A 23,252-nucleotide genomic window follows, 5' to 3' on the forward strand; every position below is an offset into this window, starting at 1 on the left:
GGCGGCGGGCTCGCGGCCGGACGACTCACCTCCTCAGAAGGAGTGGTTACTGCCTCCGCTGCAGAGGGCGTCACTCGATCCAAAATGCCTTCTGGAATGCCACCACGCTGATCGGCTGTCACTGGATGCGGCGGTCCGATTCGTGGCAAATCGGTTGCCGGACTGCTGAACCGGTTGCGCCAGTACACTAGCCATGGGTGATCGGCAGCCCACCGCTGCAACTGCCACCGGTACTCAGCAAGGCGCTCAAAACGATGTCCTTGCCCGTGCCCCGAGAACAGAGTCCGCAGGCGCTCGACCGCTGCTAAGGTCCACCCCCCGACCCACTCGCTCACAGCTAACCATGACAAACCGGTCGACAAGGTGACCCCGGCCAACAACAATGCACTAGCAATCAAACAGGCACCGGTAAAACCCAGCACGGCGTAGAGTGCACCACCAACCAAAACACCGACCAGCCCTCCCGCGCCCTCGGGCATCCCCGCCCCAGTGGCGTTCAGGCTAGCCAGAGCAGCTCCGGCGAGCAGCACGAGTACGCCGCCGCCCACGCGGGTCAGTAGCCAACGCGCTTCGAGCGTACCTCGGCTATGGTGATAGTAGAGACGATAGGCGGCTACACCGATCAGCAGCGGCAGCAGGTAGGCCAGGTGTCCCAGCAAGAAAAAGACGCCATCGGCAAGAAGCGCACCGACCAATCCGCCAAGATTGGCAACGTGCTGTTCACTGACACTGCTGCTACGCCAAGTCGGGTCTTCGGGGTTATAACTCAACAGCGCCAAGAGGACGAAGGCCCCCACGGCAGTGAGCAGCACCATGCCCGCTTCGCGTAGACGCCGCGACAGTTGGTGACCGAGCAGGCGCTCCACCGCCTTACCATTGGCATCCGGGTCGTCACTGCTCACTGCGTTCGCTCACTGCTCCTGGTCGTTCTGACGATTGAGGATGAGGCATTCTATCAAATTGCGCCGCAGTGCTCCGCCCGTAGTTACTCACCTGGGGGCACACCCATGGCTTTTGGGGGCACGCTCGCCACTCACCGTGCGGTGCGCTATGCGGCGGGCTTGCACCGGAAGGCGAGCGATCGCACATCCTTGTGCGCGCTCGCCCGTTCGCTCCAAGCGAACGCCCTTACGGGTTGACTCCGGTGCTTCGCTGCGCCGCATGGACGCGAAAACCGCACGGTGAGTCGCTTCGCGCACCCCCCCCAGCCTTCCAAGGCCTACAAGGCGCCCTCTCCTGCCCATCCAAAAGAAACCAGCGCCGCATTTGCTCCCGGGAACCAGTCCCCGAAGAGTGCCAGCGGGGACGCCAGCGCCCCCAGGAACCAACCCCCAAAGAGTGCCAGCGGGGACGCCAGCGCTCCCAGGAACCAGCCCCCAAAGAGTGCCGGCGGGGACGCCAGCGCTCCCAGGAACCAGCCCCCAAAGAGTGCCGGCGGGGAGGTGACGTCGTAGCCCATCCCCCCTGGCGAGGTTCGCGTCTAGCGGCCGGCCAGCGCCGGATCAGGCCCGTAGGGCGCGCGCAGGGATGCGCGCGGTCGACTGGCGCACATCGGATGTGCGCTCAGTCGACCCCCGGCGATGGACCTGCCGCGTAGCGCCTCGCCAGCGGGGGGATGGCGCTGCGGCGGCACCGGTCAACGGCCATCGCAAAAATCAGCCGCCGTAGACAACAGACAACAGACAACAGACAACAGACAACAGACAGCGAAGCTACCAACCTCGACCACTCAACGGATCGAAATCGGCATCAAAGCACCACCTTAACCCCCACTCACAAGCACCACCAGCCCCAGAAGAGTCATCCCCCACCAGCGCCGCATCAAGACACCGAAGATACTCCGCGCGCGTCACCTCCCGCACCCCGAGTCGCTCCAAGTGCGGATTGCTCATCTGACAATCGAAAAAGTGGAACCCCCACCGCCACAGTTGCGGCAACAACCAAGCTAAAGCAAATTTCGAGGCATCGCGCGCGCTGCTGAACATCGACTCGCCAAAAAAGGCCCGATCCAGGGCTACACCGTAAAGCCCACCGACCAGCCCACCCTCATCGTCCCACACCTCGACCGTATGGACATGCCCTAAGTCGTAGAGTGCCAAATAAGCGGCCTGCATCTCGCGCGTAATCCAGGTGCCGGTATCCCCAATCCGAGGACTGGCACAACCGGCGATCACCGCCTCCGGCGCCTGATCGAGCGTTACCGCATAACGCCGCTGCCGCAGCGTACGAAGGAGACGACGGCTGAGGTAGAGATCGCCTGGACAAAAGAGCCCGCGCGGATCGGGGCTCCACCACAGAATCGGCTGCCCCTCACCGTACCACGGAAAGACTCCACTGCGGTAAGCGGAGAGTAGACGCGCAGGCGAGAGATCACCGCCGACGGCCAGCAGACCGTTCGGCTCCGCCAGCGCCTGCTCAGCCGGCGGGAAAGGTTCCTCTGGGCGGTTCGCGTTCAACCAACGTAGCGGCAACATAACCTTAAAACAGCACGGCGCCCCTTTGACCCCGAGGCCTCCGAGCGCACCCCCTCCTCTAAGTGAGTTGAGCCACTACATACGCCTTGTCGCCACGCGCAGACCCCTGTATAGTCTGCGACCTTATAAGGGCCTGCTACGCATGGTATCAGATGCGAGCAAGCGAGCGAATCCATCGAATCGATCCGAGAAACGGACCAGAGAGGCGCATGGCCAAAGAAGACTCCATCCGCATGCAAGGCGTCATCCTCGAGACGTTACCCAATACGATGTTTCGGGTAGAGCTTGAGAATGGACACGTTGTCACCGCTCACATCTCCGGAAAAATGCGCAAGCACTATATCCGCATCTTGACCGGAGACAAAGTCACCGTCGAACTGACGCCCTACGACCTCAACAAGGGCCGGATCGTCTACCGGGAACGCTGAACCCACGCGCCAAGACCAGGCAGGGCGACGACCGCTACACGAGGCCGCCTCTGCGGATCCGCGCCAGCCGCCCCTCCTCCCCGGGTCGGCCAGAGCGGCTTTTATCTCCACGGCCTTAGGCCCCCTCGGTATCGCGCTCCCGCACATGCACCGCCAACTCACCGTCGACGACCGTCACCTCGACCTCACCGCCGTCGGTTAGATCACCGAAGAGCAACTGCTCAGCCAGCGGCTTCTTAATATGCTGCTGAATGACCCGGGCCATTGGCCGCGCACCCATCCGCGGATCGTAGCCCTTCTCACCGAGCCAACGCCGGGCCGCACCATCAACCACCAGGGTCACCCGCTTCTCCGCCAACTGCACCGAGAGCTCGCGGATAAACTTATCCACCACCCGCTGCACCGTCTCGTGATCGAGCGGCTGGAACTGCACCACAGCGTCGATTCGGTTGCGGAACTCCGGAGAAAAGGTGCGCCGAATCGCCTCCATGCTGTCCTGAGCGTGCTCTTCTTCTGTGGTAAACCCGATCGCCCGCTTGCTCAACTCCTCGGCCCCGGCGTTCGTCGTCATCACCAGGATGATGTTGCGGAAATCGGCCTCCCGACCATTGTTATCGGTCAGCGTCCCGTGATCCATCACCTGCAGCAGCAGATTAAAGACATCCGGGTGCGCCTTTTCGATCTCATCCAGGAGGACAACCGAGTGAGGATGTTTCATCACCTCCTCGGTCAACAGCCCGCCCTGATCGTAACCAACGTAGCCTGGCGGCGCCCCGATCAGCCGCGAGACGGTGTGCCGCTCCATGTACTCCGACATATCGAAGCGCAGCAGCGGCACCCCCATCAACTCGGCCAACTGCCGTGTCACCTCGGTTTTACCGACGCCGGTCGGCCCCGAGAAGAGAAAACTGCCGACGGGGCGATCGGGAGTACCCAGCCCAGCACGCGACATCTTGATCGTCGAGGCCAGGCTCTCGATGGCTTCATCTTGCCCAAAGATGAGTCCCTTGAGTTCGCGCTCCAGACCCTCCAGCACCTTCATATCCTGCGCTGAGACCCGTTTCGGCGGGATCCGCGCAATCTTAGCGACGATCGACTCGATATCGGGCAGACCGACCGTCTTGCGCCGCTTCGAGCGCGGTCGCAGCCGCAGCCGTGCTCCCGCCTCATCGATGACATCAATCGCCTTATCCGGGAGTCGCCGATCGTTAATGTACTTCGCCGAAAGCTCCGCGGCCGCCTGCAGCGCCGGCTCGGTAAAGCGGACGTTGTGGTGCTCCTCGAACCGGCTCTTGAGCCCCTTGAGAATCTGCACGGTATCCTCAATCGACGGCTCACTGACATCGATCTTCTGAAAGCGCCGAGCCAACGCTCGGTCCTTCTCGAAGATCCCACGATACTCCTGATAGGTCGTCGATCCGATACAGCGCAGATCGCCCGAGGCGAGCATCGGCTTGATCAGATTTGAGGCGTCCATGACCCCGCCCGAGGCCGAACCGGCGCCGATGATCGTATGAATCTCATCGATGAAGAGGATCGACCCACGATCCCGCTTCAGCTGATGGAGCAGCCCCTTCAAGCGCTTTTCGAAATCGCCGCGATACTTCGTCCCTGCTACCAAGGCGCCGAGATCGAGCGCATAGATCGTACTCTGCTTGAGCACATCGGGGACCTCACCATCGACGATATGCTTCGCCAGCCCCTCGGCAATCGCGGTCTTGCCGACACCGGCCTCGCCGACGAAGAGCGGATTGTTCTTGCGCCGCCGACAGAGCACCTGCACGGTGCGCTCAATCTCGTAACGACGCCCGATCAGCGGGTCGATCTGCCCAGCGCGGGCGCGCGAGTTAAGGTTAGTCGCGTACTGCTCCAGCGGCGAGCTGCCACTCTGCGCCTGCTCAACCGCCCCCTCCTCTTCCGGCGGACCGCTCTCCTCCTTGCTCATATCCCCCTCCCCCCCAACCGAGGAGATCCCATGCGAGATGTAATTCACCACATCGAGCCGAGAGATGTTCTGCTTGTGCAAGAAGTATACCGCCTGCGACTCTTGCTCACTGAAGATGGCGACGAGAACATTCGCCCCCGTCACCTCACGCTTCCCGGAAGACTGCACATGGAGGATGGCGCGCTGCAGCACCCGCTGAAAACCGAGCGTCGGCTGCGTCTCGCGGGTATCGTTAACCGGTAACAGCGGTGTAGTTTCAGCCAGAAAGGCCTGCAGTTCGCGGCGCAACCGATCCAGGTCGGCGCCACACGACTTTAGCACCTGCGAGGCGGCCGGGTTATCGGTCAACGCAAGCAGCAGATGTTCGACCGTCAAGAACTCGTGGCGCCGCTCGCGCGCATCCTTAAAGGCCAGATTGAGGGTAAACTCCAGCTCTTTGCTCAACATGCCCTACCACCTCGCCTGGGGCCTCGATCCGCGACCGCCGCTGTTGCGGCTGGCGCTCTGGATCGGCGGCGTGATCTCTATCTGCCTCCCATTCTAAGCTTCTTCCATGGTACATAGTAGGGGGTGACCGTTCTCGCGGGCATAATCGTTCACCTGCACCACTTTACTCTCCGCTACATCACGACTATAGACCCCACAGACCCCTTTGCCGCGCGTATGCACGTGGAGCATCACCTGTGTGGCGCGACTTCGCCCCATGCCGAAGAAGCGCTGCAGCACCTCGACGACAAAGTCCATGGGCGTATAGTCGTCGTTGAGCAACACCACACGGTAGAGTGGTGGACAGCGCATCTGCGGGCGCGCCGTCTCGACGCCCGGCTCCTGCGGTTCGTCCTGGTGCGACTGCTCCTCACTCATGCTGGTCATTCTATCGGCTCGCAACAGGCCTCGCCAATCACTGGATTTTGCCGTTTCACAAATGGCTACGCCCCGCGCGGTGGCAACCACCGGCGGGGCGCAGAACAGTACACCACATCAACCAACGCAAAGGGGCTGGTCAACGCCTTTGCGCTTAGAACTGGCTCTCCTCGGTCGAGCCTTTAAGCGCTGTCACCGACGACTGCCCCGCCTGGATCACGTTGGTCACCTGGTCGAAGTAGCCAGCACCCACCTCACGCTGGTGACGAGTCGCCGTGTAGCCGTGCTTTTCGGCGGCGAACTCGGCCTGCTGCAGCTCGGAGTAAGCCGCCATCTGCCGCTCCTTGTAGCCGCGGGCCAGCTCAAACATCGAGTAGTTCAGGGAGTGGAAACCAGCCAGCGTGATGAACTGGAATTTGAAGCCCATCGCGCCGAGCTCATCCTGGAACTTACGGATGGTCGCCTCGTCGAGCTTGCCGGCCCAGTTGAACGACGGCGAGCAGTTGTAGGCGAGCAGCTTACCGGGGAACTTCTCGTGGATCGCCTGCGCAAAATCACGCGCAAAGCCGAGATCCGGGGTGCCGGTCTCGCACCAGATCAGGTCGGCATATGGGGCATAAGCCAGACCGCGGCTGATCGCCTGCTCAGCACCCGGCTTGGTGCGGTAGAAGCCCTCGACCGTACGCTCGCCGGTGATAAAGGGCTTGTCGTTATCGTCGACATCGGAAGTCAGCAGGTCGGCCGCCTCGGCGTCGGTCCGCGCCACCAAGACCGTCGGCACGTCAAGCACGTCGGCCGCCAGACGCGCAGCGATCAACTTCTGAACCGCCTCTTGCGTCGGCAGCAGCACTTTACCGCCCATGTGGCCACACTTCTTGACCGAGGCGAGCTGATCTTCGAAGTGCACCCCGGCAGCGCCGGCCCGGATCATCCCCTTCATCAGCTCGAAGGCGTTGAGCACACCACCGAAGCCGGCCTCGGCATCGGCCACGATCGGCTTCATGAAGTCGAACGGCGGGTTGCCTTCGGCGTGGTTGATCTCATCGGCGCGCAGCAGCGCGTTGTTGATCCGCTCGACGACCGCCGGGACCGAGTTGGCCGGGTAGAGCGACTGATCGGGATACATCGTGGAACCGAGGTTGGCATCGGCCGCCACCTGCCAGCCCGAGAGGTAGATCGCGTTCAGGCCGGCCTTAACTTGCTGCAGCGCTTGGTTGCCGGTCAGGGCGCCGAGGGCGTTGACGTACGGCATCTCATGCATATACCGCCACAGCTTCTCAGAGCCCAGACGGGCCAGCGTGTGCTCGACATGCACCGTCCCGCGCAGACGCACGACCTCTTCGGCCCCGTAACCGCGCTTGACCCCCTGCCACCGCGGGCTCTCTGCCCACTCACGCTCAATCGCCGCTTGATCTTTCTGATGCATAGATTCTGTCTCCAAAACAGTCCGTCCGGCCCAACTCAGGTGGGGAGCCATTCTATGGCGCGGCGCAACATTTGACAACACTTGCGAAACGATGCGTTTCTCTGATCCTTCGCGCGCTGCAGACCCGCACCGATCGGGCCGGATCGAGTCGCGCGGCAAGACACTTGCAGCGGTATAATGGTCGGATGACTGACCGATATCCACAACAACCGAAAAGGACGGACGCCGCCCCCACCCCTGCGGCGCCCACCGCGTCGGACGGTCCGCGCGTCGTTGTCGGCCTCTCCGGTGGCGTCGACTCAGCCGTCGCTGCGCTGTGGCTGCTGCGCGCCGGCTACCGGGTCGAGGGGCTCTTCATGAAAAACTGGGAGGATGACGACACCCTCCTCCACTGCGCTGCCGCGGAAGACTTCGCCGCGGCCGCAGCCGTTGCCGAACAACTCGGCATCAAACTGCATCGGGTCAACTTCGCCGCCGCCTATCGCGAACGCGTCTTCGCCGCCGCTTTAGATGAGCTGCGCGCCGGACGCACGCCCAACCCCGATATTCTCTGCAACCGTTACATCAAGTTCGATCTTTTCTTGCGCCATGCCCGCGAGCAACTCGGTGCCGAGTGGGTGGCAACCGGCCACTACGCCCGTCTGCGCCGCGACCCCGACACCCCCGACGGCGAACCACCGCAGCTGCTGCGCGGCCTCGATCCTGAAAAGGATCAAAGCTACTTTCTCGCTGCGATCGAGCCAGAGGCCTTACGCCACGTCCTCTTTCCGCTCGGCGAGCACACCAAAGAGACCATCCGCGACACCGCTCGCGCCGCCGGCCTAAGCAACGCCGAGCGCCCCGATAGCACCGGCATTTGCTTTATCGGCGAGCGCGACTTCGCTACCTTTATGCAGCGCTACATCGCACCAACCCCCGGCCCGATCCTCACCCCGGAGGGCGAATCGATCGGTGAGCACCAAGGGTTGGCCTTTTACACGCTCGGACAGCGCCGCGGCTTAAGAATCGGCGGTCGCTCAGGACAAGCAGCTGGTCCGTGGTACGTAGCGGCGAAAGATGCGAGCCGCAACGCCTTGATCGTCGTCCCAGGGGATGATCATCCGTGGCTCTTTAGCCGTGCGGTGATCAGCGCCCCGGTGCACTGGCTCGCCCCGCCGCCACCGGAGGGCAGTCTGCTTGAGGCACAGGTGCGCTATCGCCAACGCCCACAGCGTGGCCGCCTCTTCTACCACCCCGACGGCGGTGTCACCTTCCACTTTGAGCAGCCGCAACGGGCCGCCACACCGGGGCAGCAACTGGTACTCTACGCTGGCGCGCGCTGTCTCGGCAGCGCCCCGATTCAACAGACCCAGCCGAGCGAGGCAGCGGCGACCGAACAGCCGCTGCCCGGCGCAAACAGTTCGTCCCTTTCTTCTATTTCAGAACACTCGGAGGCCGTGTGAGCGAGTCCCAAGACTGTCAGCAGGCCTTGACCCTGGCTGTCATCCTCCAAGCCGTACAGTGCGTCAAAGACGTCGCCCACCACGGGCAGGCGGAGTCGGCGCGCTACCGCCCCTTGATCAGCGGACTCCTTGAGGAGTACCAGGGCAGCGCCGCGGCCCTCTATGGGCCGGAAAACCTCGCCCCGGGTCTGCGCCGCGTCGTCGGTCAGCTTGAGAACTTGCGCGAGGCCGAAACCACCCGTTACGCCGCCAATATCCTCCACTTGGAGCAGCGGTTGATGAAACGCCCCGAAGTCCTCGGGCGCATCACCGAGGGGCTGGCGCAAGCTCGGCAGAAGGCCGAATACTTCGGCGACATCCAGCATATCAACATCATCCACCACCTCGGCGAACTTTACGCTCAGACCATCAGCGAGATGGGGCCGCGCCTGCTCGTCCAAGGGGAGCAGAAACACTTAGAGAACGCCGATAACGCCGCCCTGATCCGCACCTTGTTGTTGTGCGCGATTCGCGCCGCAAGCCTCTGGCGGCAAAACGGCGGCGGCCGCCTCGCTCTAATCCTACGGCGCCGACGCATCACCAGGGCGTGCCGTGAACTGCTCGACGCTTTACCGGAGGAGGCGCTGACCTAAACCACTAGAGGCGCCTAGAGGCGCCGCTCTCTTAAGCCGAGAGGCAGCAACAGACAGCTACCGACGACGCGCCGACGGCAACAGCGCCGGTGCCACCTGCCGCGATCAGCCAACAAACTGCTAGAATCAGCTCCTTTTATCATCCACCAGACCTCGGAGGGACTATGCCGGACAGCTTTCAAGCACGGACTACACTGCACGCTGCGGGGACCGACTACGAGATCTTCAGTCTCGATGGCCCACGCCGTGAGTACGATGTCGACCGCCTACCCTACTCACTCAAGGTACTGCTCGAGAACCTGTTGCGCACCGAAGATGGCGTCAATATCACCCGCGAGCAGATCGAGGCGGTGCTGAACTGGGATCCACACGCCACACCGAAAGACCAGATCGCCTTTACGCCAGCCCGCGTTGTACTGCAGGACTTCACGGGCGTCCCGGCGGTGGTCGATCTAGCGGCGATGCGCGATGCCATGAGTGCGCTGGGCGGCGATCCAAACAAGATCAACCCGCTCTCACCAGCCGATTTGGTCATTGACCACTCGGTCATGGTCGATCACTACGGCTCGCCGGCCGCCCTCGGGCGCAACATCGAGATCGAGTATCAGCGCAACCGCGAGCGCTACGAGTTCTTGCGCTGGGGCCAGACCGCCTTTTCGAACTTCCGCGTCGTCCCGCCGGGCACCGGCATCGTCCACCAGGTCAACCTTGAGTACCTCGGACAGGTCGTCTTCTGTAACCGCAACGGCGAACGCCCACAGGCCTACCCCGACACCTTGGTCGGCACCGACTCGCACACCACCATGATCAACGGCCTCGGCATCCTCGGCTGGGGGGTCGGCGGCATCGAGGCCGAGGCGGCCATGCTCGGACAGCCGATCAGCATGCTAGTCCCCGAAGTCATCGGCTTTAAGCTTGAGGGCAAGGTCCCTGAAGGCGCCACCGCCACCGATTTGGTGCTCACCGTCACCGAGATGCTGCGCAAGAAGGGCGTGGTCGGCAAATTCGTCGAGTTTTACGGCGACGGGCTCGATCATCTGCCCCTGGCCGACCGGGCCACCATCGCAAATATGGCCCCGGAGTACGGCGCCACCTGCGGCATCTTCCCGATCGATCAAGAGACACTGCGCTACATGGAACTCAGCGGCCGCGACCCGGCGTTGATTGAGCTGACCGAGCGCTACGCCAAGACACAAGGCATGTGGCGTGAAACCGGCAGCCGCGAGGCGCAGTACAGCGATACCCTTAGCCTCGATATGAGCACCGTGGTACCGAGCCTGGCTGGACCGAAGCGGCCGCAAGATCGTATCGCTCTAACCGAGGCCAAGCCCCGCTTTATGCAGGTGCTCGACGATCACCTCGAGTCACACCACACCATCGCCGTCAGCCCCGAGGAGCAGAGCTTCGAGGGCGAAGGGGGGCATACCGCACCCGGAGTCGAAGATGCCCACGATAAGGGCGCGGTGGAGATCGAGATCGACGGTCAAAAGACCTTTTTACGCCACGGCGATGTCGTGATCGCTGCGATCACCTCGTGCACCAACACCTCGAACCCTGCAGTCTTGATCGCCGCCGGGCTGCTGGCACAGAAGGCGCGGCGGCGCGGCCTGCAACCGAAGCCGTGGGTCAAGACCAGCCTCGCCCCGGGCTCACAGGTGGTACCGGCCTATCTCAGCAGCGCCGGTCTGCTCGACGACTTAGAGGCACTCGGCTTTGCCGTCGTCGGTTTCGGCTGCACGACCTGTATCGGCAACTCCGGACCGCTGCCCGAGGCGGTCGCCGACGCCATCCGCGAGGGCGATCTCTGCGTCACCTCGGTGCTCTCCGGCAACCGCAACTTCGAGGGGCGGATCCACCCCGATATCCGCGCCAACTACCTCGCCTCGCCGCCGCTGGTGGTCGCCTACGCCTTAGCCGGCACCATGGCCAAAGACCTCTACAACGAGCCGATTGGCCAAGATAGCGACGGCAACGACGTCTATCTCAAAGAGATCTGGCCGAGCCAGCACGAGGTCGCCACCCTGGTGGCCCAACATATCTCGGCCGATATGTACCAGCAGCAGTACGCCGAGGTCTTTGCTGGCGATGAGAACTGGCGCTCGATCGACGCCCCGCAGGCCGAGCTCTACGACTGGCGCCCCTCGAGCTACGTCAAGAACCCGCCCTACTTCGCCGGTATGGGCAAAGAGCCGCAACCACTCGAAGACATCGAGAGTGCCCGCTGCCTGATCTACGTCGGTGACTCGATCACGACCGATCACATCTCGCCAGCCGGTGCCATCCACCCCGATAGCCCCGCCGGGCAGTATCTGCAAGAGCAGGGTGTGGCGCCGCAGGACTTCAACTCGTACGGGTCACGGCGTGGCAATCACGAGGTGATGATGCGCGGCACCTTCGCCAACGTGCGTTTGCGCAACAAGATGGCGCCGGGCACCGAGGGCGGCTGGACGACCTACGTGCCGACCCAGGAACAGATGACCGTCTACGACGCCTCGATGCGCTATCAGCAAGAAGGGACTCCGCTGATCGTACTCGCCGGCAAGGAGTACGGGACCGGATCGTCCCGCGACTGGGCGGCCAAGGGCACCAATCTGCTCGGCATCAAGGCCGTGATCGCCGAAAGCTACGAGCGCATCCACCGCTCGAATCTGGTCGGCTTCGGAGTGCTGCCGCTGCAGTTTACCGAGGGTGAGAACGCTGCCAGCCTCGGCCTTGCAGGCAATGAGACGTTTACGATCGCCGGGATCGCGGCGGAGCCGCAACACGTCGACGTCATCGCCCGCCGCCCCGACGGCAGCGAGCTGACCTTTACCGCCCGTGTCCGCGTCGATACGCCGCAGGAGTGGGCGTACTACCGCCACGGCAGCATCCTTCACTACGTGCTGCGCAACCTCGCCTAGAAGGCAGAAGGTGCGCGCTGGCAGGGAGGCCGGCGCCCACCGCACCGCCACTGGGCAACTGGCCGCTGCGCGCGGCCGCCCCACACGGAAACGCCCCGGCCACTCACTGCGACCGGGGCGTTTTCTTCATGCGCAACCCGTAAAACGGGCCGCACGGGGCAAATGAGCGCTCCGCAGACCGAAAAAAAGCCGACGGGACTGAAGAGACTGTCCCGCCGGCCTTGCCGGTATGCCGCCTCACGCAACATCCCTCCCTGGCTCGCTTAGCCTAGAGAGGGACCCCGCGTCCGACCCGTTGTACGCGCAACGCGCTAACAACGAATCTTAGACTCAACGAGTCTTAGACTGTGCGCGGCGACAGCGCCGTGCTGTCCTCAATCACCTCACTGTAATACTCTGCAGCCGGCGCGCCCTGCAGCCAGTTGAACCGCTCCGTGTGCATAAGAATCACATGGATCGTCAACGAGATGATGATGAGCCACAGCGCCGTCGCGATTAGGATGCGGCGGGGATCAAATACCTTCCAAATTCTCCACATAGCTCACTCTCTCCTCATCCAGCAAAGGGCGCGATGGTATTGACTACCGTAGCCAGTTGGGCAGCCACCTGGTTGAGCCCTTCGGTCAGGGAATTCCAAGAGGTCGTCGGCAGGAAGTCGCTATAGAAGGAGTCCGTCCGGACCTCTTCCGGTGCAAAATCCTCCAGACGATAGCCTTGCTCCGGTGGCCAAAACGGCCGCCACGCCCAAACCAGAAGGTGCGCCACAAAGGCTACCGCGATATAGAGGAAGAAGCTCTGCACAGCAGCGTTGTGAAACTCCTGAGCCTCTTCGTCCGTAAAGTCTCTGAGTGGCCTTATATCATTAGCCATAAGTTTTCGTCCTCCGTTCAGCGTTTCAGCCAGCGCCCGCGCACTACCCCTGCGCGGTAAGGGATTCCCCCACGCTTACGTGGGACTGCCTTAGTCGGACCAAGCCCGGTCCCCAGCACCGAGCCCGAAGCATTCGCTGCGCCCACCTCCAGGACCTCGCCACTCTCTGGGTCCGTCCATCACCAACATGGTCCACGAGCACAGCTTCCATACCTTCCGATGCAAGAGCACGATAACGCAAAACAGGGACGAGGTGTGGTGGCGTATAACCGCATCCCCCACCCCGTCCAGCGCGCGCTACCGCCGCCCGCCTTCCCCGTCCAAGCATCGTGGGGCCGCCTTAAGTCTATCGAACTCGTGCCGACAATACTGGATGTAGCGTCATAATGCACCCCTTCGGCGGCCCGCTAACCAGCTGGTGCGGCGAGTCGCCACCTGGCCAACCGAGGCGACCCCGGGTGAGTCCAAGTGAACCCGGGCTGTCCAGCCGAGGCAGCACGGGATAAGAAGGAAGGGGCGGTAAGGGGATGGACGATTGAGCCGCGAGAGCCGAGCAGCCATGGAACGACAACAACGGGTATCCGCTAAGCCAGTCAGTGTGCCGCGCTGCCGCGTGCGCAAGCATCGGCGCAGCGTCGCCGCGATCCTTGCCGGTGGAGTGTCGCTAGCGCTGCTGCCGCTTGCGCTTCTAGCCCTCCCCGTAGCTGCACTGGCTGGGCATCCCGACCTGGAGCGCCTCGTTCACCGGGCGACTCCGCACGAAGCTCGCTGGCACGCCTTCGAGGGGCGCTCTGGCTGCCATATGGTTCACGAGGTCCGCGGCGCCGGAACCGCCATAGTGACCTATCGCCACGACAACGCGCGGCGTTTTTTGAGCTTTTTCGCTCATCAGCCACCTCGTCAACTCCGCGAGGGCGATCTCTATATCGGCGAACCGATATGGCGCGGCGATCGCCGGCACCACGTCGAACGACTGCGCGTCCACCCCGAACCACGCACCCTGCGCTTTAGCAGCCGCACCACCGATCAACTGCTCGACGCCCTACGCTCTGGCCTTGAGCCGCGGTTTCGCTACGCGGGTGGCTTTGGCAATCAGCAGATCGAGATCGCCCTAACCCCGGCCTCTTTTCAACACGCTCACCACCACTTTATCGACTGCATCGACCGCCATGAGCGCGTCGACGCTGGCACCGCAACCCGCGGCCTGGTCATCCCCGGGCGCACCGGTGAAGCGCTGGCCGACAGTGCTGCCGATGCCACCTGGGAAGGCGACCTGCCACGCTTACCGCGCGGCCCCCGCACTGAGGTCTTCTTTGCCACCGCCAGCGCCGACCTGACCCACGATGCCATCAACAGCATCCGCGGCTTCGTGCGCGACCTAGAAGACAACCCGCACTGGGGCGTGGTCCTCTCGATCGGCTACGCCGACACCCGCGGCGCCCCCGAGGCCAACGAGGCGCTGGCCCGCCAGCGCGCCTCTCGGGTCCGCGACGAACTGATCCGCATGGGGATCCCACAAGGGCGCATCGAGGTCGAGGCGCGTCTTCTCGACCCCGAAAACCGGGAGGAGGACACACTGGAACTGGCCAAGAACCGCCGTGTCGAGCTGCGTACCGCGCTCTAGGAGGCGGCGGCCACCCCGCGCTCCAGGGCGACATCGCACTCGGCCTGCTGGAGCACGCGACGCGCCACACTACCGACAACGGCCCCATACCAGTGCGATAGGCCTCGTGTACCCAAGACGATCAGATCGGCGCTACGCTCCAGCGAGGTTGCTACAATCTCGGCCGGCGGATAGCCGGAGCGTACATGCTGGGCGCTGATCCGCTCAGCCAGCTGCGGCGCCGCCACCTCCAAGCGTGCCAACCACCGTTCAAGCGCCTGCTGACTCTCTCGGCCACCCAATTCGACGACTTCGCGCAACCGACTGCCGGCGGAACTGGCGCTGTAAAGGCGCTCGAACGGCATCGAGTCAAAGACGTGAACCACCTCGAGATCGGCGTTAGGCGCCAGCTGCACAGCGTGCTCAAGAGCGTGCTGGGCGCGATCGGAGAAATCGAGCGGCACCAACACCCGCTGATACGGCTCAACCTGTGACGACTTCACCACCAATACGGTCTGTTCAAGGGCGTGAACGAGGTTTTCAGCCGTCGTCCCAAGCAGAAAATCACGCATACCGTGGTGACCATGGGCTCCAATAACGACCAAATCGGCCCCCCAAGCTTGCGCTTCGGCAGCGATCTCCGGGTGCCCCCGTCCGACAGTACAAAAGACCGAGTAATCGGCCAGCGAACGACCGGCAAGGGCGTGCTCAATACGCGCCGCCACACTCTCCTGGGTGTTTTCGATGAGCTCAGTGGCGATCTGCTCAACCCCGGGACCATCCCGAAAGAGGCGCTGCAACTGCACCTCTTCTAGATCGGCTTCGATAATGTGCACGGCACGCAGCTCGGACTGCTGTGCCTGCGCAAGCACGACCGCTCGTTGCGTAGCACGATCGGCGCGCACCGAAAGATCGGTGGCCAACAGAATCTTATCCATAGCGAGGAGTCCATAGCAGGTCTGCTGCAGCGAGGCGCGCGCGCTCCGAGACATCCGACCAACCCAAGAGCGAGCGTCCACCCCAAAGAGAGACGGGCCCGCTCATAGCGCGAGCCCGCCCGCCCAACCACCTAGCCGTGCGCTTTCACCAGGCGGCTTCAGTGGCTAAAGAACCGCACTCGGGGGTCGGCCATGTACTCACCGATCTCATCCGGGGTCGCAACTCCAACTCCTTCAACCAGATTCTCTTCGGTGTGTCGAGTATTGGGCAGGAAGACGCCGCAGACCTGCACCGTCACCTCGTGCTCCTCGATCAACGTCTTCATCATCTGCTGTGGATTGGCCCCCGCCGGCTCCAACGTCGCACCGCGGTAGCGCCCAACGGCAAGCTTAGTGCCATCACCGCAGAGCAGCACCCGGACCTCTTGGCCACGCTTGACCGCCTGTGTAGCTAGGATCATGGCCATGCCCTGAGTGTGATTGTGATCCGAGGTCACTGTGATCAAAAGCTTGCTCGGCTCCGCAGCGGCCTCCGTGCCGTGCTCATCGGCCTGTGCTGCCGTCATGGCAAAGAGGGCCAACCCGAGAACCACCCCTAAGCGTTTTATCATGCTCATTGAATCCTCCTTCTCAGACAACCTATTCTATTTTTTTATGTCAGCGGCATTTCGCCGACACGTTCTTATTTCGACGACACGCTCACTGCAACAACGCGCCTTGCGATCGATCTCACCACACCAGGCCGGGCCAGGGCCAGGCCGTGCCGCCGCTCAGTGTTTGACTGGGCGCTTGCTCAATTTGCGCTGCAGCGTCCGCCGGTGGATCCCAAGTGCGCGCGCTGCCGCCGAGATATTGCCGTCGTGCTCGTTCAGGACGCGCTGAATCTGCTCCCACTCCAGACGGCGCAGCGACATCGGCCGCTGCGGCGGCTTGTCCGGCTCGGTCGTCGCCTTGCCCTCTAGCGTTGCGAGCACGGTATCGGCATCAGTCGGTTTCGGCAAGTAGTTGAAGGCACCCAGTTTGATCGCTTCGACGGCGGTCGGAATGCTCGCATAGCCAGTCAGCACAAGGATGCGGGACTGCTGCGGCAGGGCCTCCTTGAGCGGCTCGACCAACGTCAACCCAGAGTAATCGCCCAACTTAAGATCAAGCACCACGTACTGCGGCTGCATACTTCGCGCCTTCTGGATCGCGCTCTCTGGCTCCTCCGCCGTCTCAATCTGACACCCGCGGCGCGACAGCGACCGCCCAAGCACCGCAGAAAAGGTTGTATCGTCGTCAATGATGAGGATCGATGGGCCGTTCAGCATGGTCTGCCTCCTTCTACTGCCATCTCGCCGTACTCATCATCCGAAGTGTAGACACCGCCAGAGCGGAGTCGATCAAGGGGCAGTTCGATATGGGTCCGTGCCCCACTGCTGCGCGGAGAGTCCATCAGCGTCACTCGCCCCCCGAAGCGGTCGACCGTCGCGTTCGCTAAGACCAGCCCGATCCCCATGCCCGATGGCTTGGTGGTCTGAATGACTCGCCCGGCACAGCGAACCCGATCGGAGTCCAGCCCCGTACCCTGATCGTCGATGGTCAGCACCAGTGTCTGGCCATCGCTGCGCACCGAAACCTCAACGCCAGTGTGCCGATTCTCGACCGAGGCCTCCGCGGCGTTGTTGAGCAGATTCAACAGCGCGTGCATCAGCGTCGGATCTTGGCGCAACTCGACATCGACAAACGGCTCTTCATACTGAATACGCGGCTCAATCTTCGGATGCATCAAACGCCATGTATCGAGAATGCGCGCAATATAGTCGTACAAGTCGACTGCACGCCCTCCCTGCTCTTTGCTTCCCGCTTCGATATTGCGCAGGTCCGCCTTAAGATCCTCCATAGTCTCCTTACAGACCGCGAGCTGCGAACGCAATAGTTCCAACTCCTGCTGCAGCTCTTCGTCGTCCTGCCGCTCGCGGCGCAACTCATCAACCACCATCGCCATCGTCGACAGGGGGGTGCCGAGCTGGTGTGCCGCCCCGGCAGCTGCCGTGCCCCAGGCAACGATCTGCTCGTTGCGCAGCGTCTGCTCGCGCGCGCGCGACAGGCGCAAATCCTGTCGGCGCAGCATCGAGGCCATAAACCGGACAAAGACGGTGATCATCCACGCCGCAATGACGAAATTAACCCACATACCAATCAGGTGCAGATTAAAGTCACCACCCAGCACGGGATGCGGCTCCTCCATCGGCAGGAAGAGCCCAAGCAGCATCCCGTAGAGCAGCACGCAGAGGACGGTAATGATGGTCGCCTGGCGTGTCGGCATCGCCACCGTCGCCAAAGCAACCGGCACCAAGTAGAGCGAGACGAAAGGATTCGACGGCCCCCCCGCCAACCCCAACAGGGCGGTCAAGGCAGCCACATCGATGAGCAGGTGAAAGAGCACCTCGTAGTGGGTAATCTGCTCGGGAGCGCTGCGCAAACGGATAAAGACGACGCCGTTCCAAGCCGCCAGCCCAGCAACAATCAGCAACATCGGCCCCAGGGGCAAGCTAAGACCGAGTACAAAGTGGACAAAGAGAATCGTGATCAGCTTACCGGTGATCGCCGAGACACGCATCCACGCCAAGATCCGCGCAGCACGCGCCGGCTCGAAACGCAACATACCCTCTGCCGTTGTAGAACCCGCCATGTTCACCGCGCCATCCGTCGCACCGCCTAACCCGAATCCGGGCGGTTGCAGTAGAGTTGGTAGAGACAACTTAGCAACGCTTCGGTCTCGGTGCTCGCCAAGCGGTAGTAGATCGTGCGTGACTCGCGCCGTGTAGCCACCAACCCCTCCTCACGCAGCCGTGCTAGCTGTTGCGAAAGCGCCGGCTGCCGCATCTGCAGCAACTCCTCAAGCTCACTGACCGAGCGCTCCCCCTCGACCAAGTGGCAGAGGATCATCAAGCGACGCTCGTTAGCCATCGTCTTCAGGAAGGCCGCGGCCTCTGCTGCCTTACTCTCCATCTCAGCTGGATCGGGCTTACCCGCTGGCGCCATTTCTTGCTCCATCCACGACTCCCGCCTCATCGGCTGTAGCCTGTAGTTCAGCCATCGATCGTCTCGAAATAGTGCATCAGATGATCTTGTTTGTCTGGGTCATCGTCCACAAAGCGCAGTGTGATCTTCAAAAAATCGGTGTCCTGGCGCTTCTCTCCCGCCTGCAGGGCGTAAATGTAGGCATTAACGCGCGAGGTGCGGTCGTCGTCCTCAGTGGTAAAGTCGAACGTTGCCTGCTCGAGCAACCCCGGCATCGACTCCGGGCGCTTGGTAATCCCGATCAGTTGCTGCAGATCGATCTCCTTGACCAGGCAGGCCATGATCCCGCCCGCGTAACGAATCTGACCGACGATCTTCTCGCGCGGCACCGCCCGTTTGCGCCGGCGCGCCGGCGCCGGGGCGTCGGCCTGGATCGTCTCCGCAATACTCAGATCGCCGGAGAGGCCGCCGGCGAGCAGCGAGGCCGACTCCCCGGCCGAGGAGTGCCCCTCGAAACTGCCAAGCTTCTTGAGTGCCCGCGCTGAAATCCCCTTCGACCGCGTCAAGGCCCGCGTTACGACATCGAGCAGCTTCTCGTTGGTAAAGGGTTTGACGATGTAATTCGTCGCGCCCCGCTCGACGGCCTGGACGACGTGCTCACGATCCCCACGGCTCGTGATCATAACAAACGGCACCGTCGCCAAACTCTCATCCTGGCGCATCCACTCCAGCACCTCGAGACCGCTGAGCTCCGGCATCTCCCAATCGCAGAGCACCAGATCGAACCCCCCGGCGGTGAGCTTGTTCTGCGCCTGCCGACCATTGGCCGCCTCGTGGACGACAAACCCGGGATAGCCCGCCCGGACTCCCTTCTTGACCAGATCGCGAGTAAAGCTTGCATCGTCGACGATCAGTACGTGCACCTTCTCAGTCATCGCGCCTCCCCATCCGATCCGTCGGCCAGCTTACCAGATCGCAGAGGAGAGCCCCACATCGGTGCACGACCTGCGCGCAAACCTTCACGCGCGAGCGCGAGCCACAGCACGGTGCCACTGCTCCAGGCGCTGCTGCGCCTGATCACGCGAGCACTGCGGTTCAAACCGCCGCGCGACCTGCCACTGCGCCGCCAACTGCGCCTCGTCGGCCCAAAAGCCAGTCGCCAAACCAGCCAAATAGGCCGCCCCTAGCGCGGTGGTCTCGAACGTCGCCGGACGCACCACCGGCACCCCGAGCAGATCGGCTTGAGTCTGCAGCAGCAGGTCGTTGGCCGCCGCGCCGCCGTCGGCCCGCAACTCATCGAGTGGCCACCCAGCATCGGCCTCCATCGCCTGGACCACATCACAGACTTGCAGCGCGATCGCATCGAGCGCAGCGCGGGCGATATGCGCCGCACTCGTCCCGCGCGTCAGACCGCAGAGCAGGCCGCGCGCCTCGGCATCCCACCACGGCGCCCCGAGGCCGACGAACGCCGGCACCAGATGGACCCCGCCGGAATCTTTGACACTCGCCGCCAGGCTCTCGACCTCCTCCGATTTGCGGATGATACCGAGCCCATCGCGGAGCCACTGCACGACCGCACCAGCGACAAAGACACTGCCCTCCAAAGCGTAGTGATCGACGCCGTTGCGGCGCCAAGCGATCGTCGTCAGCAGACCATTGGCCGACGGGACGGCCTGCTCGCCGGTGTTGAGCAGGACAAACCCCCCGGTACCATACGTGACCTTGGCCAACCCTGGGCGTAGACAGGCTTGGCCAAAGAGGGCAGCCTGCTGATCGCCGGCCACACCGGCAACGACAGGCCCCGGCGGCACTCCGGGGCACTCGACCGGCGCAGCAAAACCGCTGCTGTTGCGTACTTCGGGCAACAGGGTCCGGGGAATGTCGAACACCCCGAGCAGCTCGTCATCCCACTCACCGCGGTGGATATCAAACAGCAAGGTGCGCGAGGCGTTGCTGGCGTCGGTAGCGTGGACCCGCCCACCGGTCAAGCGCCAAATCAGCCAGCTGTCGACGGTTCCAAAGGCCAACTCGCCGGCCTCAGCCCGCTGCTGCGCCCCCTCGACGTGATCGAGCAGCCAGCGGATCTTGGTTCCAGAGAGGTAGGGATCGAGCAGCAGCCCAGTACGCTCGCGAAAGAGTGTCTCTTTGCCCTGGTCGCGCAACGCTTGGCAGAGCGGCGCGGTGCGCCGGTCTTGCCAGACGATCGCCGGATGGATCGGCTCACCGCTGCTGCGCTCCCAGATCAGGGTCGTCTCGCGCTGATTGGCCACCCCAATCGCGGCCACATGCGACCAGTCGAGGTTGGCACGCAGCAACGCCCGCCCCATGACCGCATTCTGCGTCGCCCAGATCTCCTCGGGATCGTGTTCGACCCACCCCGGTTGCGGGTAGCGCTGCGTAAACTCCTCCTGCGCCAGCGCGAGTATTCGCCCGTGAACGTCGAAAAGAATCGCCCGCGAACTGGTCGTACCCTGATCGAGGGCCAGGATGACGCCGCCTTCAGTCGAAGATGGACTCTTGCGGATAGCCGGCACGCTCCAAGACCTCCCGTAGGCGACATAAAGCATCGATCTGGATCTGCCGCACCCGTTCGCGCGTCAGTCCCACCGCAGCACTGGTCTGTGCCAACGTCAACGGCTCCCCTCGCTGCAACCCGAAACGCTTCTCCAGGACGAGCCGCTGGCGCTCATCCAGTTCTGCCAACCAGTCCTGCAACTGCCCCAAAACCTGCTCCTGCAGCAGATTGGTCTCGATCATACACGCCCGCGCCTGACTGTCCCCCTGTTGCACACGGCGTGCTAGCGTGCATTCCTCATCAGCAGTAAGCAGGGGCAGATAGCCAATCTCCTTTAGATAGAGATAGGTTGCATCGAGCGCCGTCGACGCACCCGTGCTGCCGCGCTGCCGCGCCGTCTTGGCAGTGTCACTCTGCCGCTCTTCCACCCCATCCACCCACCGATTCGCGACCATACCACGCCCCCCCCGTTACCCAGCGGGCAAAATCAGACGATAATACGCCGGTCGCTGCAGCGCAATAGCACAGCCGAGCCGACGATCGGTATCTATGTTTGGCACAAAAAAACGGGTAGAATGTGGCGGTAATGAAGCTCTTTGGCCCCCTTTACCGCTGGACAATCCGCTGGGCCGCACACCCGCGCGCGCCGTGGGTATTGGGCGGCGTGAGTGTCGCCGAATCTTCCTTCTTCCCGATCCCCCCCGATGTGCTGCTCGCTCCGATGAGTTTAGCCAAACCGCGACGAGCGTTGCACTTCGCCTTAATCACGACGCTCGGCTCAGTCGCTGGCGGTCTGATCGGCTATGCCCTCGGTTACTTCGCCCTCTCTCTGGTCGAGCCGTGGATTGCAGCGGCCGGTTATACGGGGCACTACCAGACGGCCGTCACCTGGTTCCAGACGTGGGGCTTCTGGATCGTTTTGGTTGCTGGTTTTTCGCCGATCCCTTATAAGGTCTTTACCATCGCCGCCGGAGCGACCGGGGTCGGCCTCATTCTCTTTATCATCGCCTCGCTCATCGGCCGCGGGGCGCGCTTTTTTATGGTCGCTCTCCTGGTAGGCTGGGGCGGAGCGCAGCTTGAACCGTGGCTGCTGCGCCACGTCGAACGCATCGGCTGGCTCAGCGTAGTGGCGCTGCTGCTGGCCATGCTGTGGTTGCAGTACGGGTGACGATGACCGACTCGAATCGGCTCGACTAACAACCCACAGCAACCCGGCTAACGAGGCTTTGCGGATAGTACCGATGTCGTTCCGCCGCTGGCTCTTACAAGTTGTACTCTCTCTCTTGCTCGCTGCGCTGGCGAGCGGCTGCGGGCTCATGTGGCGCGGGGACTGGGAGGCGGACGGTCACCGCCGCATCTACCTCTATGAAGTCGAGGCCGGCGACACCCTCCACTCAATCGCCTGGCGGCACGGGCTGCGCGTCGAGCAGCTGGTCTCGTGGAATCAGATCGAGAATCCGGATCACATCCGAGTGGGACAACGGCTGGTACTCAACCCGCCGGCGGGCGGCCGTCGCGAGCGCCCAAGCGACGCTGATGAGGCTGAGCGTTCGGCGCGCGCCGAATCGCCGCACGATGCCCCAACCACCGCGCCACCGCCGCCGCCACGGCGACTGCCTGATCATCAGTTAGAGTGGACCTGGCCAGCCGAGGGAGAGATCATCCGCGCCTACGCCACCGACAGCGGCGGCAAGAGCGGCATCCAGATCGGCGGCTCGGCTGGCGATCCCATCCGCGCCGCCGCCGCCGGCGAGGTCGTCTACAGTGGCAGCGGGCTGCGCGGCTACGGCAACCTGGTTATCATCATGCACGATGACGACTATCTTTCAGCCTACGGCTACAATCGGCGTATTCTTGTCGCTGAGGGCGATCGGGTCAGCGCTGGCGACCGGATCGCCGAGATGGGTTATGCCAGCGGCTCGGAGCAGGCCAGCCTCCACTTCGAGATCCGCATCGGCGGCCAGGCCGTCGACCCGGAGGACTACCTGCCCGAATAGCATCTCGCTCCGCCCCTTATTGCCTCGATGAGCAAGCCCGCACCAGCGAGCAGGCACCACAGCCGCCCTTGCCACCGCACCCCTGCCCCTCCTCTTTAGCCGGACCGAAGTGCGGATGGCGAGCGGCAAAACGCCGCGCGAGCCCCTGCACCGCGGCCCAAAGGGCAAGTAGACCGAAGATCACCCCGCTGCTCACCAGATAGCTGCCCACG

The 23,252-nt window shown here is 63.1% G+C and carries 22 protein-coding genes and 1 pseudogene; 7 read left to right on the forward strand and 16 right to left on the reverse strand.

Going from position 1 to position 23,252, the window contains the following annotated elements; genetic code table 11:
• Positions 1-329: 329 nt before the first annotated feature.
• Both CKO15_RS14640 and aat read right to left on the reverse strand, forming a co-directional pair.
• Positions 330-902 (reverse strand): annotated as a pseudogene (locus CKO15_RS14640) (DNA translocase FtsK 4TM domain-containing protein); the annotation flags it as partial.
• Between the two features lie 810 nt (positions 903-1,712).
• On the reverse strand, positions 1,713-2,474 hold the full coding sequence (aat, locus tag CKO15_RS01320; RefSeq protein ID WP_200191725.1) for a leucyl/phenylalanyl-tRNA--protein transferase: 762 nt from the start codon (positions 2,472-2,474) through the stop codon (positions 1,713-1,715).
• A gap of 209 nt (positions 2,475-2,683) precedes the next feature.
• On the opposite strand from aat, the gene infA reads away from it, so the two are divergent.
• Complete coding sequence (gene infA / locus CKO15_RS01325) at positions 2,684-2,902, forward strand: translation initiation factor IF-1 (protein WP_200191727.1); 219 nt, start codon at positions 2,684-2,686, stop codon at positions 2,900-2,902.
• Between the two features lie 115 nt (positions 2,903-3,017).
• On the opposite strand, the gene clpA is transcribed toward infA, so the two are convergent.
• The 3 genes from clpA to aceA form a co-directional block, all read right to left on the reverse strand.
• On the reverse strand, positions 3,018-5,294 hold the full coding sequence (clpA, locus tag CKO15_RS01330) for an ATP-dependent Clp protease ATP-binding subunit ClpA (protein WP_200191729.1): 2,277 nt from the start codon (positions 5,292-5,294) through the stop codon (positions 3,018-3,020).
• Positions 5,295-5,387: 93 nt separating this feature from the next.
• On the reverse strand, positions 5,388-5,711 hold the full coding sequence (gene clpS / locus CKO15_RS01335) for an ATP-dependent Clp protease adapter ClpS (protein WP_200191731.1): 324 nt from the start codon (positions 5,709-5,711) through the stop codon (positions 5,388-5,390).
• A gap of 154 nt (positions 5,712-5,865) precedes the next feature.
• Positions 5,866-7,137, reverse strand: a complete 1,272-nt coding sequence (gene aceA, locus CKO15_RS01340; RefSeq protein WP_200191733.1) for an isocitrate lyase — start codon at positions 7,135-7,137, stop codon at positions 5,866-5,868.
• A 185-nt stretch (positions 7,138-7,322) separates the two neighbouring features.
• Between aceA and mnmA the strand changes: the two genes are divergently transcribed.
• From mnmA to acnA, 3 genes are all read left to right on the forward strand, one after another.
• On the forward strand, positions 7,323-8,579 hold the full coding sequence (mnmA, locus tag CKO15_RS01345) for a tRNA 2-thiouridine(34) synthase MnmA (RefSeq protein WP_200191735.1): 1,257 nt from the start codon (positions 7,323-7,325) through the stop codon (positions 8,577-8,579).
• The gene (hflD, locus tag CKO15_RS01350; protein WP_200191737.1) at positions 8,576-9,211 is read left to right on the forward strand and encodes a high frequency lysogenization protein HflD; all 636 of its coding nucleotides are present in this window, start codon (positions 8,576-8,578) and stop codon (positions 9,209-9,211) included. The genes mnmA and hflD overlap by 4 nt, the downstream gene beginning before the upstream one ends.
• Before the next feature lie 164 nt (positions 9,212-9,375).
• Positions 9,376-12,111, forward strand: a complete 2,736-nt coding sequence (acnA, locus tag CKO15_RS01355) for an aconitate hydratase AcnA (protein WP_200191739.1) — start codon at positions 9,376-9,378, stop codon at positions 12,109-12,111.
• Between the two features lie 340 nt (positions 12,112-12,451).
• Here acnA and pufA read toward each other — a convergent pair whose 3' ends face one another.
• Both pufA and CKO15_RS01365 read right to left on the reverse strand, forming a co-directional pair.
• The gene (pufA, locus tag CKO15_RS01360) at positions 12,452-12,649 is read right to left on the reverse strand and encodes a light-harvesting antenna LH1, alpha subunit (RefSeq protein WP_200191741.1); all 198 of its coding nucleotides are present in this window, start codon (positions 12,647-12,649) and stop codon (positions 12,452-12,454) included.
• 14 nt (positions 12,650-12,663) lie between these two features.
• Positions 12,664-12,981: a light-harvesting protein gene (locus tag CKO15_RS01365; RefSeq protein ID WP_200191743.1), complete on the reverse strand. Its 318-nt coding sequence runs from the start codon at positions 12,979-12,981 to the stop codon at positions 12,664-12,666.
• 559 nt (positions 12,982-13,540) lie between these two features.
• Here CKO15_RS01365 and CKO15_RS01370 point away from each other — a divergent pair.
• Positions 13,541-14,605, forward strand: coding sequence for an OmpA family protein (locus CKO15_RS01370; protein WP_200191745.1), 1,065 nt, complete (start codon positions 13,541-13,543; stop codon positions 14,603-14,605).
• Here the strand turns inward: CKO15_RS01370 and CKO15_RS01375 are convergent.
• From CKO15_RS01375 to CKO15_RS01410, 8 genes are all read right to left on the reverse strand, one after another.
• The gene (locus tag CKO15_RS01375; protein WP_200191747.1) at positions 14,602-15,522 is read right to left on the reverse strand and encodes a universal stress protein; all 921 of its coding nucleotides are present in this window, start codon (positions 15,520-15,522) and stop codon (positions 14,602-14,604) included. The two genes, CKO15_RS01370 and CKO15_RS01375, sit on opposite strands and share 4 nt — an antisense overlap.
• Positions 15,523-15,680: 158 nt before the next feature.
• Positions 15,681-16,139, reverse strand: a complete 459-nt coding sequence (locus tag CKO15_RS01380) for a DsrE family protein (RefSeq protein WP_242464468.1) — start codon at positions 16,137-16,139, stop codon at positions 15,681-15,683.
• A 153-nt stretch (positions 16,140-16,292) separates the two neighbouring features.
• Positions 16,293-16,832, reverse strand: coding sequence for a response regulator transcription factor (locus tag CKO15_RS01385; protein ID WP_200191749.1), 540 nt, complete (start codon positions 16,830-16,832; stop codon positions 16,293-16,295).
• Positions 16,826-18,196, reverse strand: a complete 1,371-nt coding sequence (locus tag CKO15_RS01390; protein WP_200191751.1) for an ATP-binding protein — start codon at positions 18,194-18,196, stop codon at positions 16,826-16,828. The genes CKO15_RS01385 and CKO15_RS01390 overlap by 7 nt, the downstream gene beginning before the upstream one ends.
• Before the next feature lie 26 nt (positions 18,197-18,222).
• Positions 18,223-18,561, reverse strand: coding sequence for an ArsR/SmtB family transcription factor (locus CKO15_RS01395; protein ID WP_242464469.1), 339 nt, complete (start codon positions 18,559-18,561; stop codon positions 18,223-18,225).
• 35 nt (positions 18,562-18,596) lie between these two features.
• Positions 18,597-19,463, reverse strand: a complete 867-nt coding sequence (locus CKO15_RS01400) for a response regulator (protein ID WP_200191753.1) — start codon at positions 19,461-19,463, stop codon at positions 18,597-18,599.
• Positions 19,464-19,547: 84 nt separating this feature from the next.
• Positions 19,548-21,062, reverse strand: a complete 1,515-nt coding sequence (gene glpK / locus CKO15_RS01405; RefSeq protein WP_338035971.1) for a glycerol kinase GlpK — start codon at positions 21,060-21,062, stop codon at positions 19,548-19,550.
• On the reverse strand, positions 21,028-21,498 hold the full coding sequence (locus CKO15_RS01410) for a sigma factor-like helix-turn-helix DNA-binding protein (protein WP_200191757.1): 471 nt from the start codon (positions 21,496-21,498) through the stop codon (positions 21,028-21,030). Before CKO15_RS01410 ends, glpK begins: the two co-directional genes overlap by 35 nt.
• Positions 21,499-21,629: 131 nt before the next feature.
• Between CKO15_RS01410 and CKO15_RS01415 the strand changes: the two genes are divergently transcribed.
• Together CKO15_RS01415 and CKO15_RS01420 are read left to right on the forward strand one after the other, a co-directional pair.
• A complete protein-coding gene (locus CKO15_RS01415; RefSeq protein WP_200191796.1) occupies positions 21,630-22,211 on the forward strand; it encodes a YqaA family protein in 582 nt (193 codons plus the stop codon).
• Between the two features lie 73 nt (positions 22,212-22,284).
• Positions 22,285-23,040, forward strand: a complete 756-nt coding sequence (locus tag CKO15_RS01420; RefSeq protein ID WP_200191759.1) for a peptidoglycan DD-metalloendopeptidase family protein — start codon at positions 22,285-22,287, stop codon at positions 23,038-23,040.
• 16 nt (positions 23,041-23,056) lie between these two features.
• Here CKO15_RS01420 and CKO15_RS01425 read toward each other — a convergent pair whose 3' ends face one another.
• Positions 23,057-23,251: a hypothetical protein gene (locus tag CKO15_RS01425; RefSeq protein WP_200191761.1), complete on the reverse strand. Its 195-nt coding sequence runs from the start codon at positions 23,249-23,251 to the stop codon at positions 23,057-23,059.
• Position 23,252 lies beyond the last annotated feature (1 nt).

Origin of the sequence: Halorhodospira abdelmalekii (assembly GCF_016583625.1) — a bacterium.
GTDB classification, from domain to species: Bacteria; Pseudomonadota; Gammaproteobacteria; order Nitrococcales; family Halorhodospiraceae; genus Halorhodospira; species Halorhodospira abdelmalekii.